General features: G+C 62.7%; 14 protein-coding genes. 7 read left to right on the forward strand and 7 right to left on the reverse strand.

Annotation, left to right across the window (positions count from 1 at the left end):
* Positions 1-37: 37 nt before the first annotated feature.
* The 4 genes from V1277_RS19920 (at position 38) to V1277_RS19935 (ending at position 3,267) form a co-directional block, all read left to right on the forward strand.
* On the forward strand, positions 38-769 hold the full coding sequence (locus V1277_RS19920; protein WP_334417764.1) for an amino acid ABC transporter permease: 732 nt from the start codon (positions 38-40) through the stop codon (positions 767-769).
* Positions 770-771: 2 nt separating this feature from the next.
* Entirely contained in the window at positions 772-1,464 is a 693-nt protein-coding gene (locus tag V1277_RS19925; protein ID WP_334366676.1) for an amino acid ABC transporter permease, read from the forward strand.
* Between the two features lie 6 nt (positions 1,465-1,470).
* The gene (locus tag V1277_RS19930; RefSeq protein ID WP_334366677.1) at positions 1,471-2,202 is read left to right on the forward strand and encodes an amino acid ABC transporter ATP-binding protein; all 732 of its coding nucleotides are present in this window, start codon (positions 1,471-1,473) and stop codon (positions 2,200-2,202) included.
* Positions 2,203-2,409: 207 nt separating this feature from the next.
* Positions 2,410-3,267 (forward strand): D-amino-acid transaminase, encoded by an 858-nt coding sequence (locus V1277_RS19935; protein WP_334417765.1) that lies wholly within the window; start codon positions 2,410-2,412, stop codon positions 3,265-3,267.
* 117 nt (positions 3,268-3,384) lie between these two features.
* On the opposite strand, the gene V1277_RS19940 is transcribed toward V1277_RS19935, so the two are convergent.
* Together V1277_RS19940 and V1277_RS19945 are read right to left on the reverse strand one after the other, a co-directional pair.
* The gene (locus V1277_RS19940) at positions 3,385-3,798 is read right to left on the reverse strand and encodes a cupin domain-containing protein (RefSeq protein WP_334417766.1); all 414 of its coding nucleotides are present in this window, start codon (positions 3,796-3,798) and stop codon (positions 3,385-3,387) included.
* A gap of 16 nt (positions 3,799-3,814) precedes the next feature.
* A complete protein-coding gene (locus V1277_RS19945; RefSeq protein ID WP_334417767.1) occupies positions 3,815-4,276 on the reverse strand; it encodes a carboxymuconolactone decarboxylase family protein in 462 nt (153 codons plus the stop codon).
* Between the two features lie 135 nt (positions 4,277-4,411).
* On the opposite strand from V1277_RS19945, the gene V1277_RS19950 reads away from it, so the two are divergent.
* Positions 4,412-5,443, forward strand: coding sequence for a tripartite tricarboxylate transporter substrate binding protein (locus V1277_RS19950; protein WP_334417768.1), 1,032 nt, complete (start codon positions 4,412-4,414; stop codon positions 5,441-5,443).
* Positions 5,444-5,501: 58 nt separating this feature from the next.
* On the forward strand, positions 5,502-6,236 hold the full coding sequence (locus V1277_RS19955) for a helix-turn-helix transcriptional regulator (RefSeq protein ID WP_334417769.1): 735 nt from the start codon (positions 5,502-5,504) through the stop codon (positions 6,234-6,236).
* Between the two features lie 3 nt (positions 6,237-6,239).
* Here the strand turns inward: V1277_RS19955 and iaaH are convergent, their stop codons facing one another.
* The 4 genes from iaaH to V1277_RS19975 form a co-directional block, all read right to left on the reverse strand.
* On the reverse strand, positions 6,240-7,667 hold the full coding sequence (gene iaaH, locus V1277_RS19960) for an indoleacetamide hydrolase (RefSeq protein ID WP_334420416.1): 1,428 nt from the start codon (positions 7,665-7,667) through the stop codon (positions 6,240-6,242).
* 222 nt (positions 7,668-7,889) lie between these two features.
* Entirely contained in the window at positions 7,890-8,675 is a 786-nt protein-coding gene (locus V1277_RS19965; RefSeq protein ID WP_334417770.1) for a fumarylacetoacetate hydrolase family protein, read from the reverse strand.
* A gap of 14 nt (positions 8,676-8,689) precedes the next feature.
* The gene (locus tag V1277_RS19970; protein ID WP_334417771.1) at positions 8,690-10,051 is read right to left on the reverse strand and encodes an LLM class flavin-dependent oxidoreductase; all 1,362 of its coding nucleotides are present in this window, start codon (positions 10,049-10,051) and stop codon (positions 8,690-8,692) included.
* A gap of 31 nt (positions 10,052-10,082) precedes the next feature.
* Entirely contained in the window at positions 10,083-11,135 is a 1,053-nt protein-coding gene (locus V1277_RS19975) for an Ldh family oxidoreductase (RefSeq protein WP_334417772.1), read from the reverse strand.
* A 381-nt stretch (positions 11,136-11,516) separates the two neighbouring features.
* Here V1277_RS19975 and V1277_RS19980 point away from each other — a divergent pair, with 381 nt between their 5' ends.
* Complete coding sequence (locus V1277_RS19980; RefSeq protein ID WP_334417773.1) at positions 11,517-15,605, forward strand: sensor domain-containing phosphodiesterase; 4,089 nt, start codon at positions 11,517-11,519, stop codon at positions 15,603-15,605.
* Here the strand turns inward: V1277_RS19980 and V1277_RS19985 are convergent.
* Positions 15,579-15,932: a hypothetical protein gene (locus tag V1277_RS19985; RefSeq protein ID WP_334376920.1), complete on the reverse strand. Its 354-nt coding sequence runs from the start codon at positions 15,930-15,932 to the stop codon at positions 15,579-15,581. The two genes, V1277_RS19980 and V1277_RS19985, sit on opposite strands and share 27 nt — an antisense overlap.
* Between the last annotated feature and the right edge of the window lie 37 nt (positions 15,933-15,969).

Genomic DNA, 15,969 nt, shown 5'->3' on the forward strand with positions numbered 1-15,969 from the left:
AAGAGTTTTACCGGCACTTTCGGGGACAAGGTGCAGCGTGAACTATAACTGGAACTGGCACATCTTCTTCGAGCCGAACCCGACAGGGGCGGGGACTTATCTCGACATGCTGGTGTCGGGACTGCTGCTGACCATCCAGACCGCGCTGCTGGCCTGGGTCATCGCGCTGATCTTCGGCACCTTCATCGGCATCCTGCGCTCGCTGCCGTCGAGAACCGCGTCCTGGATCGGCTTCTGCTATGTCGAATTTTTCCGCAACATGCCGCTGCTGGTGCAGTTATTCCTCTGGTTCTTCGTGTTGCCGGAACTGTTGCCGCGCGGCGCGGGGCTGTGGCTGAAGCAGATTCCGAATGCGCCATTCTGGACGGCGGCGATCGGGGTCGGGTTGTTCATGTCGGCGCGTGTCGCCGTGCAATTGGCCGCAGGCATCGCCTCGCTGCCGCGTGGACAGAAGAATGCCGCGACCGCGCTGGGTCTAACCACGGCGCAGGGCTATCGCTACGTGCTGCTGCCGATCGCGTTCCGCATCATCCTGCCGCCGCTCACGTCCGAATTCCTCAACACCATCAAGAATACGTCCGTCGCGATCACCATCGGCCTGATCGAACTGACCGGCCAAGCGCGGGCGATGCAGGAATTCTCGTTCCAGGTGTTCGAGGCCTTCACCGCCGCGACCGTGATGTATCTCGCGATCAACATCGTCGTCGTCACCGGCATGCGCTTCCTCGAACGCAGCCTGGCGATCCCCGGCTATATCACGGGGAAATAGCGATGTTCGACAATCTCGATTTCGATGTCATCCGCCGCTCGCTGCCCTACCTGTTCCTCGACGGCATGAGTTTTACGCTGATGCTGACCGGGTTGTCGGCGCTGGGCGGCCTGGTCTTCGGTACGCTGATCGCGCTGATGCGATTGTCCGGCTACAAGCTGCTCGGCCGCGTCGCCGGGCTCTATGTCGACTTCATGCGCTCGCTGCCGCTGGTGCTGGTGATATTCTGGTTCTATTTCCTGGTGCCCTATATCGGACAGTGGTTGACGGGGGCGTCGCGGCCCATTCGCGTCGGCGCGTTCACCTCATCGCTCGTCACCTTCATCATGTTCGAGGCAGCGTATTTCTCCGAAATCATGCGCGCCGGCATCCAGTCGATCTCCAAAGGGCAGCCGGCGGCCGCAAGCGCGCTCGGCCTGACCTACAGCCAGTCCATGCGCTACATCGTGTTGCCGCAGGCGTTCCGCAACATGCTGCCGGTGCTGCTCACGCAAACCATCGTACTGTTCCAGGACACCTCGCTGGTCTACGTGCTGTCGATCCCGGATTTCCTCGGCGCCGCCAGCAAGGTGGCGCAGCGCGACGGCCGGCTGGTCGAGATGTATCTGTTCGCGGCCGCGGTCTATTTCGTAATTTCCTGTGTCGCGTCCTATGGCGTCCGGCGCCTGCAGGCACGCATTGCCATTGTTCGGTGAGAGCCTATGATCGAAATCAGCCACGTCAATAAATGGTACGGGCCGAGTTTCCAGGTGCTGAAGGACTGCACCACCAGCGTCGCCAAGGGCGAGGTGGTGGTGGTGTGCGGCCCGTCGGGCTCGGGAAAGTCGACGCTGATCAAATGCGTCAACGCGCTTGAACCGTTTCAGGAAGGCCAGATCATTCTCGACGGCATCAAGGTCAACGATCCCAAGACCGATCTGCCAAAACTGCGCGCGCGCGTCGGCATGGTATTCCAACATTTCGAGCTGTTTCCGCACTTGAGGATCATCGAAAATCTGTGTCTCGCGCAGGAGAAGGTGCTGGGCCGCTCGCATGACGAGGCCATGGCCAAGGGCCACAAGCTGCTCGAGCGTGTCGGGTTGACGGTGCATGCGAATAAATACCCGGCCGAATTGTCCGGCGGCCAGCAGCAGCGCGTCGCGATCGCGCGGGCGCTTGCCATGGACCCGATTGCGATGCTGTTCGACGAGCCGACCTCGGCGCTCGACCCCGAGATGATCAGCGAGGTGCTCGACGTGATGGTCGACCTCGCCCATGAGGGCATGACCATGATGGTCGTCACCCACGAAATGGGCTTTGCCAGCAAGGTCGCGCATCGCGTGATCTTCATGGACAAGGGCGAGATCGTCGAGGACGCGTTGAAGACGGATTTCTTCGGCAGCCCGCGCAGCGAACGCGCGCAGAAGTTCCTGTCGAAGATTCTGTCGCATTAGTCGCTGCGGCCGCCGCCGTCATTGCGAGCGAAGCGAAGCAATCCATAGCGCGGCGTAACGGATAGGTGGATTGCTTCGTCGCTTGCGCTCCTCGCAATGACGGTGGTGGCCGTCGAAATCATCCGGGTCGCGGTGAGAGGTTCTCGCCGTTAACAGATTGCCGATAAGGTCCACGCAACAGCTTTACTACCTCCAGGAGACTCTACTTTGGAACAGATCGCTTACGTCAACGGCTCGTTCGTCCCGCTTTCGGAGGCGAAGGTCTCGATCCTCGATCGCGGATTCCTGTTTGCCGACGGCATCTATGAAGTCGCTGCCGTGCTGGACGGAAAATTGATCGACAACGCCTCGCATCTGGCGCGGCTGGAGCGCTCGGTCGGCGAGATCGAGCTGGCGCTGCCGGAGTCGACCGCGCGCATCCAGGAGATCCAGAAGGAACTGGTTAAGCGCAACAATCTCGCCGACGGCATGGTTTATCTCGAAGTAACACGCGGCGCCGACACCGGGCGCGATTTTGCGTTTCCGAAGAACGTAAAGCCGACGTTGATCATGTTCACCTCAACCAAGGACATCATCAACGCGCCCTCAGCCAAGACCGGCATCAACGTGATTACGGTGCCGGACCTGCGCTGGGCCCGCCGCGATATCAAGAGCGTCGCACTGTTGGCGCAGGTGTTGGCCAAGCAAGCTGCGGCGGTGGCCGGCGCCGGCGAGGCCTGGATGATCGAGGACGGCAAGGTGACCGAGGGCGGCTCGTCATCGTGCTTCATCCTGACCCAGGATGATGTGATCGTGACGCGGCAGAACGGCAGCGAGATCCTGCCCGGCTGCACCCGCAAGGCCGTCGTCGCGCTGGCCGAAGAACGCCAGCTCCGCGTCGAGGAGAGGGCATTTTCCGTCGAGGAAGCGCTGGCCGCCAAGGAAGCCTTCGTTACCAGCGCCAGTCTGTTCGTACAGGCCGTGGTGTCGATCGACGGCAAGAAAGTCGCCGACGGCAAGCCCGGACCGATGACCAACCGCCTGCGGGAGATTTATGTGGAGTTCGCCAAGGCGACGGCGGTGTAGCGCCAACTCTCGCTTCGTCATTGCCGGGCTTGACCCGGCAATCCATCGCGCTTGAAGGTTCTTCTTGTTTGATGGATGCGCGGGTCAAGCCCGCGCATGACGAGCTGAGTGTTCAATTCACTTCTTGCCGAACGTCGTCAGTTGCGCGCCATCATCGGCGACGAAAATCGCCAGCAGGCTTGCGGGCTCCGTCGTGCTCGCATTTTCGCTCACGAGATGCTCGCTGCCGGGAGGCTCGAAGAATGCCTCGCCGGCTTTATAGACCTTGGCCGGTCCGGTCGCCGAATTCTCTGAACGGATGCTTCCCGTCAGCACATAGGCCATCACGCTGCCGGCGTGATGGTGGCTGGCCGACTTGCCGCCGGGTGCGTAGTTCACCAGCACGGTGGTTATGCTCTTGCCGGCAACATTCGGCAGCTTTTCCGAACGCACGGGCGTCACCTTGTCGCCTTCGGCATGCGCGACCGGCGAGTTGCCTGTGACCAGTGCGAGCAGGGTGATTGCCGCAATACTGTGAATCGATCGTTTCATGCCGTCCTCCCGTTGGTTACGCCACCGCGGCCTTCGCCTTCACCGGATGAACTGCGCGGAAGGCAATCGCTAGCCGGTTCCAGGCGTTGATGGCTCCAATCAGCATCGTCAAATTCACTGTCTCCGCCTCCGAGAAGTGAGCCCGCACGTCTGCGTAGAGATTGTCAGGAGCATGAGTGTCAGCGATCAGCGTCAATGCATCGGTCCACGCCAGCGCGGCGCGTTCGCGGTCGGTATAGAGCGGCGATTCATGCCAGGCGCTCAATAGATACAGCCGCTGCTCGGTCTCCCCCAATTTGCGGGCGTCCTGGGTGTGCATGTTGATGCAATAGGCGCAGCCGTTGATCTGGGAGGCACGTGTCTTCACGAGTTCGATCAGCGACTTTTCGAGCCCTGAGGCGACGATCTGGGCTTCCACCGCGGTGAGCGCTTTGATGGTGTCGGGCGCGGCCTGGTAGTAATTCATCCGGGGCTTCATGCACGTTCTCCTCTCTGGACGCTTTTCAATTTGAACGATCGCCCAAATGTATCCTGATCGGAGCGATAGTCACGATCTGGATCGATGCTGTCAGGTACAATAAAGTGATCCGAAACAAACCGGGGGAGGCCGCGGATGTTTGAGCGCAGATGGGGAGCGGCAGAAAGCCTTGCGATGTCGACGAGCGCAATCGATCGACGCTGCATTGCCTTCCTCTTCGCGCTCGCCGCGATAGCGCCGTCCCTGCTTTCGGGCAACAAGGCTTTCGCCGCCTATCCGGACCGCATCATCAAGATCATCGTTCCCTTTGCGCCAGGCGGCGGCACGGACTCCATCGCCCGCGTCCTGGCGCAGGAGATGGCAAAGGATCTTGGCGCCAGTATCATCGTCGAGAACAAGCCGGGTGCCAGCACCATTATCGGCGCGCAGGCGGTCGCGACGGCCGAAGCCGATGGCTACACGCTGCTGATGGGAACGTTTGCCCATGCCGTCAATCCGAGCCTGAATGCCAAATTGCCGTTCGACTCGAACAAGGACTTTGCGCCCGTCGCGCTGATCGCGCGTTCTCCCAATATCGTCGTCGTCAATCCGAAATCGTCGTTTCGCTCGATCGCCGATCTGATCGCGGCGGCGAAGGCCGAGCCCGACAAGATCTCCTACGGAACATTCGGCGCCGGCACCTCGGCGCACCTCGCCGGCGAAATGTTCAAGCGCATGGCCGGCGTCCATATGACGATGGTCCCCTACAAGGGCTCCGCGCCCGCCATCACCGATCTGATCGGCGAGCAGACCCAGGTGATGTTCACGACGATGGCAAGTGCAGCATCGCTGATCGAGGGCGGTCAGTTACGCGCGCTGGCAGTGACATCAGCGGAACGCTCGCCTGCCTTTCCGCAATTGCCGACGGTCGCCGAGACCGGTTTTCCCGGCTTTGAAGCGGAAACCTGGTACGGCCTGTTTGCGCCGGCGAAAACGCCGCCTGACATCATCGACCGCCTCAACAAATCGGCGGCGAAAGCCGTGCAGGCCGACGCCTTTAAAAAACTTAGCGTTAACGAGGGCCTCGTCCTGATTACGGCACCTCCCCAAGAATTCGGCCGATACTATCGCAGCGAGGTAGAGCGCTGGCGCAAGGTCGTCGAAGACGCCGGCATCAAGGTCGAGTAGGCGGCAGGCTCACGCGAAGCCGGTTCCCCTGATCGCGGTTCCCCGCTAGGATGGCCTCATGTATGTGAGCGCTTCCGAGAGCCGGGTGCTGGCGCGCATCTTCGGGCTGTTGTCCGAAGACCTCAGCGAGCGCGACGTTCGCGAGGCGGTCGGCCATCATCTGCTCGAACTGCTGGAGGCCGATCATTACGCCTCGTTCGTCTGGCAGGAGGCGACCGGTCGTTTCGAGAAGGCCGTGTACCTGAACATGGACCCGGACAACATCGCGGCTTACGATTGCTATTTTCAACAGCGCGACCCCATCACGTTAAAGCTTCAGGCTCGCCGCGAGGCGACGCTGGTCACGCAGGTGATGCCGCAACGCGACTTGATGCGGACCGAATTCTTCAACGATTTTCTCGCCCGCGATGGACTGCATTGGGGCGTCAATGCCTATAGTTTCGCCGGCGGCCGCAATATCGGCGACGTCAGGATCTGGCGCGGCTCGCGCCGCGAGAATTTCGATGGCCATACGCTGGAGTTGTTGCGGCTGATCGAGCCTGCCTTCACCGGCGCGCTGGTGCGCGCGGCCGGCGGGGTGGCGGCCGTTGCGGCTGCCGGTTCACCGATCCTGAAGCTCTCGGTGCGTGAATTCGAGATCGCGCGGATGATATCGGACGATCTCAGCGACAAGGAGATCGCGCACCGGCTGCAGGTCGAGGTCTCCACCGTCCGTACCCACATCGAGCGCATTTTTGCCAAGCTCGGCGTCCGCCGCCGCAGCGGCGTCGCCAGCCTGTTTGCAAGGCATTAACGGCTAGCGCGACGGCGGCGGAAGCCTGCCGAATAGCTTCTCCATCGCCATGCCAACCGCAAGTAACTTGCGGTCGCTTCCCGCGGGACCATCGAGCTCAAGGCCGACAGGCAGCTTCGTCGACGCGCCGAGCGCGATCGGAAGCTGAAGCCCTGGGATGCCGGCGTTGCTGCCGGGATCGGTGTTCTGGATGAACAGCAGGAAATTGGCGAGGCTCGAGGAATCGGGGTTGGACGCGATCGCGACCTTCGGCACGGTCGGGAAGGCGATGGCATCGAGCTTGTTCTTTGCGAACGTGTCGCGATAGAGCGCCTGCAACGCCGGCCGGGCGGTTCTCATCGCGGCGTCATAGGCCGGCTTGGCGTCAGCGACTGTATTGTTCGGTCCTGGCAGTTTGCGTGGAATGACCAGCCCGTCATAGGTGCCCTTCACGTCGGGGCTTGCGATCTCCTTGGCGAGGTTCTCGATGCCGACGCCGCTGCCTGTCTTCTTGAGATAGGCGATGATGTCGTCATAGGCCTCATACAGCGCGAGCGGAAATCCGACCTGGCCGTTGAGCTCGGCGAGCTTTGGCATTTCGACATCGACGATCGTCACGCCGCTCGCCTTGAGCTTGTCCAGCGCGGTCTTGAATGCGGCTTCGGTGTCGCCATCCAGATTGGCCAGCATGGCTTTGTCGACGCCGATGCGGAGCCGCTTCAGCTCGGCGGGCGCAATCGCGCCGCCGCCGGCGATCACACGATCGACGATCGCCACGTCGCCGACAGTGGAAGCCATCGGGCCGGCGGTGTCGCGCGTGTGTGAAATAGGCGCGATCCCCGCCTGCGGATAGCGGCCGACGGTTGGGCGCAGCGAGGCACAGCCGTTCAGCGCGCAGGGCACCCTGACGGAGCCGCCGGTATCGGTACCGAGGCCTGCGGTGACGATGCGCGCACCGATCGCGGCCCCCGTTCCGGAGGACGAGCCGCCGGCAATCTTCGTCGCATCATAGGCGTTGCGCACACCGGGCTCCGAGCCGGTCTTGAACGCACCATTGTAACCGGAGATGCCGAAGGCAAGCTCATGCATATTGGTCTTGCCGATGATGATGGCGCCCGCCGCGCGCAGTTTTGCCGCCACCGGCGCATCCTTCTTCGGCACGAAGTTTTTCAGCGCCGGCGTTCCAGCCGAGCTGGGAAGGCCGGCTACCTCGATGTTGTCCTTGATGACAATGGGCACACCGCCGAGCGGCTTGCACGCGCCTTTCTTGCGGCCGGCGTCGAAGGCTTCGGCGGCCTTCATCGCGCCGGCCTCGTCCAGCGTGATGAAGGCGTTGAGCTCAGGCTTCGCCTTGGCGCGCGCCACCGCCGCCGCGGTCAGCGCCTTGCTGGTGATTTTTCCGGCGCAGAGATCGGCGGCGGCTTGCGTTGCGGTGAGCTGATCCAGATCGATCGCCGGTTGGGCTGCCGCTGGAGACGATGCGAGGACAAGGCTCGTAAATGCCGAGCCGAGCAGGATGGAGCTGCGAGCCATGATGATTCTCCGCAGGATTGGATACCCGTTGGGACGAACCTTACCCAATGCCGGTTCCGGCGCCTGTCCTCATTTCTGAGGACGCCGGGGCCCCTGTTCGTCATGCCCGGGACAAGCCCGGCCATGACGAAAGAGCGCGCCTCACCCCTTCTCCCTCACAAACCTGTTCCGCAACGTTCCGATCCCGGCGATGTAGATCTCGACGACATCGCCGGCTTTCAAATCAGGCGAGGCACCGTCGGTGCCCATCCAGATAACGTCGCCCGGCGACAGCGTGAAATATTTGGAGAGTTCGACGAGGAACGGCACGATGCCGAAGATCATGTCGTTGGTGCGGAAGCGGCCGGTCTCCTTGTCGTTCACGCGGATCACCGTTTCCATCCTGTCGAGATCGACGTCGGTCTCGATCCACGGGCCCATCGGCTTGAAGGTGTCGGCATTCTTGGAGCGCCACAGGCTGCGGTCGGCCTTCTGCCAGGTGCGCTCGCTGACGTCGTTGCCGATCGTATAGCCGAACACGCAGTCCATCGCGTCGGCTTCGGTGAGGTGTTTTGCCTTCTTGCCGATGACGACCACCAGCTCGCCCTCGTAATGAATCTTCTCGGTCGCGCTCGCCGGGATCACCACATCCTCATTATGGGCGATCAGCGCGTTCTGCGCGCGATAGCCGATCTCGGGCCGGTCGGGCACGTTCGGCACCGTGCCGGCCTTGTCGGCGGCTTCCTTCAGGTGCGTGAGATAATTCAGCCCGACGCAATAGAAGGTGCGCGGGATCAGCGGCAGCTCGATCTTGACGTCCCTCAGTGCATGCGACTGCGTGCCGCGCTGCCATTCGCCGAACGGATCGCCATCGACCGCGATCACGCGCTCGCCCTCGACAATGCCCCAGGCTGTCTTGCCGGCGGCGGTGAATTTGAGCCAACGCATGAAGTGCCCTCGTGTTATTCGGCGGCGGCCTGCGGCCGGGTTTTCCAGGCACCGGCGGCAGGCCGCTTCAGGCCGAGATTGTCGCGCAGGGTCTTGCCGGCATAGTCCTTGTGAAACAGGCCGCGGCGCTGCAATTCCGGCACCACATGCTTGACGAAATCGGCGTAGGAGCCCGGCACGATAGTGGCCGCGATGACAAAGCCGTCGCAGCCGCGCTCGACGAACATCTCTTCGAGTTTGTCCGCGATCTCCTTCGGGCCACCGACGATCGCGTCCTGCACCTGGCCGCGGCCGGAGAAGGTGACGAAGTCGCGCGCGCTGGGGTTGGTCTTGCCCGATGCCTTCAGCACGCCGTCGCGAATGCCGAGGATGCCCTGCATGCTCTTGAGCTCTTCCGTGGTCAGCGGCTCATCGAGCGGCTTGGCGGCGAAGTCGAAGTTCAGCGCTTCTGCCAGCAGCGACAGCGCATCGATCTCCAGCGGCAGCTTGTTGATCACAGCCATCTTGTCCTCGGCCTTGCTTGCGCCACAGACGGGGGTTGTGAGGTTGCAGAGGAACATCTGATCGGGATCGCGGCCGGCCTTCGCCGCTTCGTTGCGGACCGCCGCATAGCCTTCCTTGGCCGCGGCCACGTTGCGCGCCGCGGTGAAGATCACCTCGCCCCATCGCCCGGCAAACCGCTGGCCGCGACCGGACGCGCCGGCCTGGATGATGACGGGATGGCCCTGCGGCGAGCGGGGCACGGTGAACGGCCCGCGCGACTTGAAGAATTGTCCCTTGTGGTCGAGCCGCTTCACCTTGGCTGGATCGGCGAAGCGGCCGCTCTTCTTGTCCATGATCAAGGAGCCGTCTTCCCAAGTGTCCCAATGGCCGAGCACGACTTCCATGAACTCGTCGGCGCGATCGTAGCGGAAATCATGTTCGAGATGGGCATCCTTGCCCATGTTGCGGGCCTCGCCGTCATTGAGCGAGGTGACGACGTTCCAGCCCGCGCGACCGCCCGACATCAGGTCGAGGGTAGCGAAGCGGCGGGCGACATCGAACGGCTCGTAATAGGTCGTCGAGCAGGTCGACCCCAGACCGAGCTTCGTCGTGACCATACCCATCGTGGTCAGCACGATCAGCGGGTCCATCTTCACGCAGCGGATGCCGTATTCGACGGTGTGAGCGTGGTCGTTGCCGTAGCGGTCCGGCATCGCCAGGCGGTCGTCGAAGAACGCCATGTGGAACTTGCCGGCTTCGAGGATCCGGGCGATCTCCTGGTAGTAGTCGGCCGACATCGAATCGTCGCGCGATTCCGGGTGCCGCCATGAACTCGGCAGGTTGGTGCAGTTCTGCGCCTGCAAAAATCCCACCAGCGCCATTTGCCGTGTCATGCCGTTCTCCTTGTGCGGACTGGTACGGATTTCATTTCAGGTCGAGCTCAGCGATGAGCTTGTAGTCGGTAGCGAGTGCCTTCAATTTCTCCCAGGTGGCGTCCTCGACCTCGACACCGTCGCGCCTGCGCTGCTGCTCGCGGATATGTTCGATCTCGCCGGGATAGAACACGCCGGGCGAGCCTTCCGACGGCGGCGTCGATTTGAGATAACGCGCGAACTCGCCGACCTCCTTCTCGAAATCCTTCAGGGGACGGAAGGCTGCGACATTAAACACCGCCATGAAACATCCGTCGTTGTGCCGGCCGGTCGGCTCGACGCCAAAACCGAGGCCGGTGAGCAGGCCGCAGAGCACTTCCACCATCGCTGCCAGCCCACTTCCCTTGTAGCCCTCGCTGCCGCCGAGCGGCAGCAGCGCGCCGCCCTTGCGATACTGGATGGGGTCGGTGGTGTGCCGTCCCTCGGCGTCGATGATCCAGCCTTGCGGAATCTGTTCGCCGCGCGCGACCGACAGTGCGATCTTGCCGGCCGCAACCGCCGAGGTCGCCATGTCAAGATAGAACGGTGCCTCAAGATCCGACGGCACCGCAATCGAGATCGGGTTGGTGCCGAGCCTTGCCTCGCGGCCGCCGAACGGCGCGACATGTTTCGGCGAGCGGCCGGAATCGGCAGCCGCAATCCCGATCATGCCGGCCCGCATCGCCATCAGTGGATAGGCGGCGAGACGCCCGACATGGCTTTGCCGGAACACTGTGCAGGCGGCGACATTGGCGGTTTTCGCCTTCTCGATCGTCAGCGCCATCGCCTTGGCGTTGACGTGAAAGCCGAACCCCCAATGGCCGTCGATCACGGTCGTGGTCGGCGATTCCTGGACGATGGTCCATTTGGCGCCGGGCACGATATGGCCGGCCTTGATGCGGTCGATATAGGTCGGGATCGCGATCACCCCGTGCGAATCGTGACCGGCGAGATTGGCGTTGACGCAGCCGACGGCGACCGCACTGGCCTCCTCCTCGGTTGCGCCGGCAGCCCTAAGCAGGGCCGCGCCGATTCGCGTGAGACGGTCGGCCTGGACCATCGGCATGGTAGTTTCCTCACCTTGAGCGCCCGCGCGAACCGCGGGTCGTGTTTGGTACCGGCATGCTCTCAAAGCGCGCGCGGCAGGGCAAGCGTGGAAATATCCTGTTAGCCATGCCGTCAGCACGGCCCTCACGTATCAGGACTTTCATCCCGCAAAATTCGAAAATTGCTCGCAGCAGATCCCGCATCCCGGCCGGCGCGCGCCAGCGGTATGGCTGACAAATCGTGAATGGGCCGTAGTTCTCCGGAGCGGCGTCGTTCACCGTTGGTCCGACATTTACTCTGAATCGCAACTCACGGCCGCCAATAACGAGCATTTAGGCCTGTTGCACGCATAAAATCCGCAAGGGGCAGCCCGGTGCTGCCGGCAGGGAGCTTGGGGACGGTGAAGACCGACATCGCGCGCACGCTCGCGGCGTTGAATGCGACCAACGAAGCGATTCTGTACGCCAAATCGCCCGAAGAACTGTATGCGAAGGTTTGCGAAGCCGCGTTCTCGGTCGGCGACTTCCTGGCTGTCTCGGTCTTCCTGCTGGAGAGGGAAACCAATCTCCTGCGCTTCGCCGCCGGCTGCGGCGATGACGTGCCCCGCCTTCGCAGCATCGACATTTCGATCGTGGCCGGTACGCCAGAGGGGTCCGGGGTTGCCGGACAGGCGTTTCGCGACCGGCGGGCATGCGTCAGCAATGATTTCCTGAACGATCCGCGCTCGCTGGCTTGGCGCGAGGGCGCCAAGGCCAACCAGGTGCGCGCCGCGGCGGCGCTGCCGTTGATCTGCAATGGCCGAAGCGTCGGAGTGCTATTGGTTTCGCACCGCGAGGCGCACTCGATCGACGGGCAGCTCGTATCGATGCTGGAGCGTGCGTCGGCAAACATTTCGTTTGCGCTCGACAATTTCGACCATGAAGCCGCGCGCAAGAACGGCGAGCGTGCGATGCGGCGGTTGAACCGGATGTTCGGCGCCATCAGCGCGACCAACGAAGCCATTCTTCGCGCCAAGACCGAACAGGATCTCTATCAGCGCGTTTGCGACGCCGCGGTATACAGCGGCAAATCCGCGGCCACAGTGGTCCTGCTTGCAGAGCCGGACTCGATCTGGCTGAAGCCGGCCGCCGGCACAGGCGCAATCGTCGAACAGATCATGCGAGCGCCGTTCTCGATCGACGCGGGCAACCCGTACGGAACGGGCGTCTGCGGCAAGGCATTCCGAACACAACGGCCGGCCGTCAACAACGACATCCTCAATTCGACACAGGGGCAGCCCTGGCATCCGGCCGCCCGCGAGACGGGCGTTACCGCCTGCGTCGCCGCTCCCCTGATCAGGGCGGATGAGAGTATCGGCGTGCTGCTATTTTTCGTCGGAAAGTTGTGGGCGGAGGATGAAGAGATCGTCGCGCTGATGGCGCGGATTGCGGAAAACGTCTCCTTCGCGCTGGAAAACTTCGAGCGCGCCAGCGAGAAGGCGCGGGCCGACGCCCAGAAGCAACGTCTGGGGCGCATGCTGGCGGCGCTCAGCGCCACCAACGAAGCGATCGTCCGTGCGACGTCGCGGGCAGAGCTGTTCGAACTGGTGTGCGAAGCTGCCGCGAACGGTGGGCGGTTCAACTCGACCAGTATCCTGTTGGCCCGCCCCGACAGCTACGACATCGATCTGGTGGCGGTGGCAGGGCCGACGGCAACCAACATGCGGCGGGTCAAGGTCTCGACCAACGCGGATCTGCCTGAAGGGCGCGGTCTCTGCGGTAATGCGTTCCGCTCCAGGCAAGCTTGCATCGCAAACGACTTTCGGGCCGATCCGCGAGGATCGGCATTTCGTCAGTTCATTCACAGCGACGGTGCTATGTCGGGCGCTGCATTTCCGCTGCTCGTTTCCGGTCAGCCCGTTGGCGTGATGTTCTTCATTTCGTCCGAGAAAGACACGTTCACGCCCGAATTTGCCGAACTGCTGCAGCGGCTCACGGAGAATGTGTCGTTCGCGCTGGAAAATTTCGACCGTGCGGACGAGAAGGCGAGGACCGAAAGTCAGAAAGAGCGCCTGACGCGGATGTTCGCTGCTTTGAGCAGGACCAACGAAGCCATCATGCGGGCCAAGTCCCGCACGGAGCTCTTTGATCTCGTGTGCGAAGCTGCCGCAAATGGCGGCAGGTTCACGTCGGCCACCATTGCGCTGGCAACCCCGGCCAGCGACCTTCTCAGGATCGTGGCCGCCTCCGGCCCGGCAGCCGAGGCGACGCGGCACGTCAGGTTGTCGACGGATGAAAGCCGTCCCGAGGGACGTGGGCTCAGCGGAACGGCGTTCCGAACCAGGCGTCCATGCATCACCAATGATTATGTTGGCGACCCGCGCGTTGCCGCCTTCCAAGCCGTCGTAGGTAGCTATGGCGCTCAGTCGGGCGCCGCCTTTCCCCTTTTGGTGCATGACGAGCCAGTTGGCGTCATGATTTACATGTCCTTGGATAAGGACACCTTCACTCCCGAATTCGTCGAACTGCTGCAGCGATTGGCCGACAACGTATCTTTCGCGCTGGAGAATTTCGACCGTGCCGACGACAAGGCGAGGACCGAAATCCAGAAGGAGCGGTTGACGCGCATGCTGGCGGCGCTGAGCGCGACCAATGAGGCGATCATTCGCGCGACGTCGCGGGCTGAACTGTTCGACCTGGTGTGCGAGGCCGCGGCCGACGGCGGCAAGTTCACCTTGACCTCTATCGTGTTGACGAAGCCCGACAGCGATTATCTCGACGTTGTCGCTGCCGCGGGTCCGACTGCCCTCAGCGCACGTCTGGCAAAGCTATCGGCCAGTGAGGCGCACCCGGAGGGACGTGGGCTGTGCGGTCAGGCGATCCGTTCGCAGCGTGCCTGCATCATCAACGATTACCTCGCGGATCCCAATGCCGAGGCGTTTCACCACAGAGCGCGTCTTGATGGTACGAATTCCGGCGCTTCGTTCCCCCTGCTGGTGCATGGGAAAGCCGTCGGCGTGATGTCGTTCATGTCGCGCGAGAAGGATACGTTCACGCCCGAATTTGCCGAGTTGTTGCAGCGGCTCGTCGACAACGTGTCCTTTGCGCTGGAGAATTTCGACCGCGCGGATGAAAAGACCCGCGCGGACGAGCGGATCGAGTACCTGGCGTCGCACGATAGTCTGACCAACCTGCCGAACCGGGAAATGTTCAACGGCATGCTTCGCCGCGCGATCGACGCCGCCGCGCGCTGCCAGCGGGAGTTTGCGCTGCTGTTCATCGACCTCGACAGGTTCAAGGTCATCAACGATTCGCTGGGGCACGACGCCGGCGACATGCTGCTGGTGGAAATCGGCAACAGGCTGCGCCGCGCGCTGCGCTCGAGCGATGTCGTGGCGCGGCTCGGCGGAGACGAGTTCGTGGTCATTCTGGAGGAGGCGGCCGAGCGCCACGAGGTGGAGCGCATAGCCGGCGAGCTCCTCTCCGTACTGGGCCAGCCGCTGCAGCTCAGCGGTCACGAATGCCACACCACCGCCTCGATCGGGATCGCGATGTACCCGTCCGACGGCACCGACATGCAGACGCTGACCAAGAACGCCGATATGGCGATGTATCTCGCCAAGGAGGACGGCAAGAACGGCTTCCGCTTCTTTACCAAGGAGATCAAGACGCAATCGATCGAGCGGCTGACGCTGGAGAGCGCGCTTCGCCGCGCTCTGGAGCGCGACCAGTTCTCGCTGCATTATCAGCCGAAGATCGACATGGTGAGCGGCCAGATCACCGGCGTCGAGGCGCTACTGCGCTGGGTACACCCCGAGCTCGGCACGGTCTCCCCGGGACAATTCATTCCGCTCGCCGAAGAAACCGGCCTGATCGTTCCGATCGGCTGCTGGGTGCTCAAGGAAGCCTGCGCACAGAACATGGCCTGGCAGCGCCGTGGCCTGCGGCCGGTAACGATGGCGGTCAACCTGTCGCCGCGTCAATTCGCCGATCCGCATCTGTTGCACGACGTCGACGAGGCGTTGTTGGCAAGCGGCATGTCGCCGGTACTGCTGCAGCTTGAAGTCACCGAAAGCATGGTGATGCGGAATGTCTCGCGCGCGATCAAGGTGCTCGACGCGATCCAAAGCCGCGGCATTCGCCTTGCGATCGACGATTTCGGAACCGGCTATTCGTCGATGTCGCTGATGAAGCAGTTCCCGATCGATACGATCAAGATCGATCGCTCTTTCATTCGCGACCTGCCTGTCGATTCCGAAGACCAGGCCATTGCGCAGGCGATCATCAGCATGGGCAAGGCGCTTGGCATGACCGTCATTGCGGAGGGCGTCGAGACCGTTGAGCAGGAGGCGTTCCTGCGCAATCACGCCTGCGACGAGATGCAAGGCTTCCTGTTCTCGAAACCGCTACCTGCAAACCAGATGGCCGATTTGCTTCGGGCCGAACCGCGGCTCGCCTCGCCGCCGCTGCAGCCGGAAGCCGGGTCAGGGTTGGAACGCACTGTCGTCTGACGGCTGCGGGTGCAACTCACGCGCGAGCTTGGTGTCCGAAGCCTTGGTGTCCGAAGCCTTGCGAGGAAAGTCGTCCGGCCAGGGCAGGGTCGTCTGTCCCGCGATGGCTTTGAGGAGGAGTTCTGCCGCGGCGGCATATGTCGCCTGGTTGGGCAGGCCAAGCTCGGCACACCATTCCGCTGGAAGGGATTGCGGCGCGCTACGCAACTCCATCGCCGGTCCCCACCACCATGCCGGGGCGGGCGATCGTTCGGTTTCGGGAACAGCCCGCCAGCGTGCATACTCGCCGATCAAGCGTTCGAACTGCAATCGTGCCGCCGGATGCATCTCATCTCCTGTCATCAGATGATATCCACATCCGCAC

It is taken from the genome of Bradyrhizobium sp. AZCC 1588, assembly GCF_036924735.1.
Lineage (GTDB): Bacteria > Pseudomonadota > Alphaproteobacteria > Rhizobiales > Xanthobacteraceae > Bradyrhizobium.

Coding starts and splice junctions, on each gene's coding strand:
- V1277_RS19950 (WP_334417768.1), top strand. CDS start 4,412: ATGTTTGAGCGCAGATGGGGAGCGGCAGAAAGCCTTGCGATGTCGACG.
- V1277_RS19970 (WP_334417771.1), bottom strand. CDS start 10,051: ATGACACGGCAAATGGCGCTGGTGGGATTTTTGCAGGCGCAGAACTGC.
- V1277_RS19925 (WP_334366676.1), top strand. CDS start 772: ATGTTCGACAATCTCGATTTCGATGTCATCCGCCGCTCGCTGCCCTAC.
- V1277_RS19930 (WP_334366677.1), top strand. CDS start 1,471: ATGATCGAAATCAGCCACGTCAATAAATGGTACGGGCCGAGTTTCCAG.
- V1277_RS19955 (WP_334417769.1), top strand. CDS start 5,502: ATGTATGTGAGCGCTTCCGAGAGCCGGGTGCTGGCGCGCATCTTCGGG.
- V1277_RS19965 (WP_334417770.1), bottom strand. CDS start 8,675: ATGCGTTGGCTCAAATTCACCGCCGCCGGCAAGACAGCCTGGGGCATT.
- V1277_RS19975 (WP_334417772.1), bottom strand. CDS start 11,135: ATGCCGATGGTCCAGGCCGACCGTCTCACGCGAATCGGCGCGGCCCTG.
- V1277_RS19985 (WP_334376920.1), bottom strand. CDS start 15,932: ATGCATCCGGCGGCACGATTGCAGTTCGAACGCTTGATCGGCGAGTAT.
- V1277_RS19945 (WP_334417767.1), bottom strand. CDS start 4,276: ATGAAGCCCCGGATGAATTACTACCAGGCCGCGCCCGACACCATCAAA.
- V1277_RS19940 (WP_334417766.1), bottom strand. CDS start 3,798: ATGAAACGATCGATTCACAGTATTGCGGCAATCACCCTGCTCGCACTG.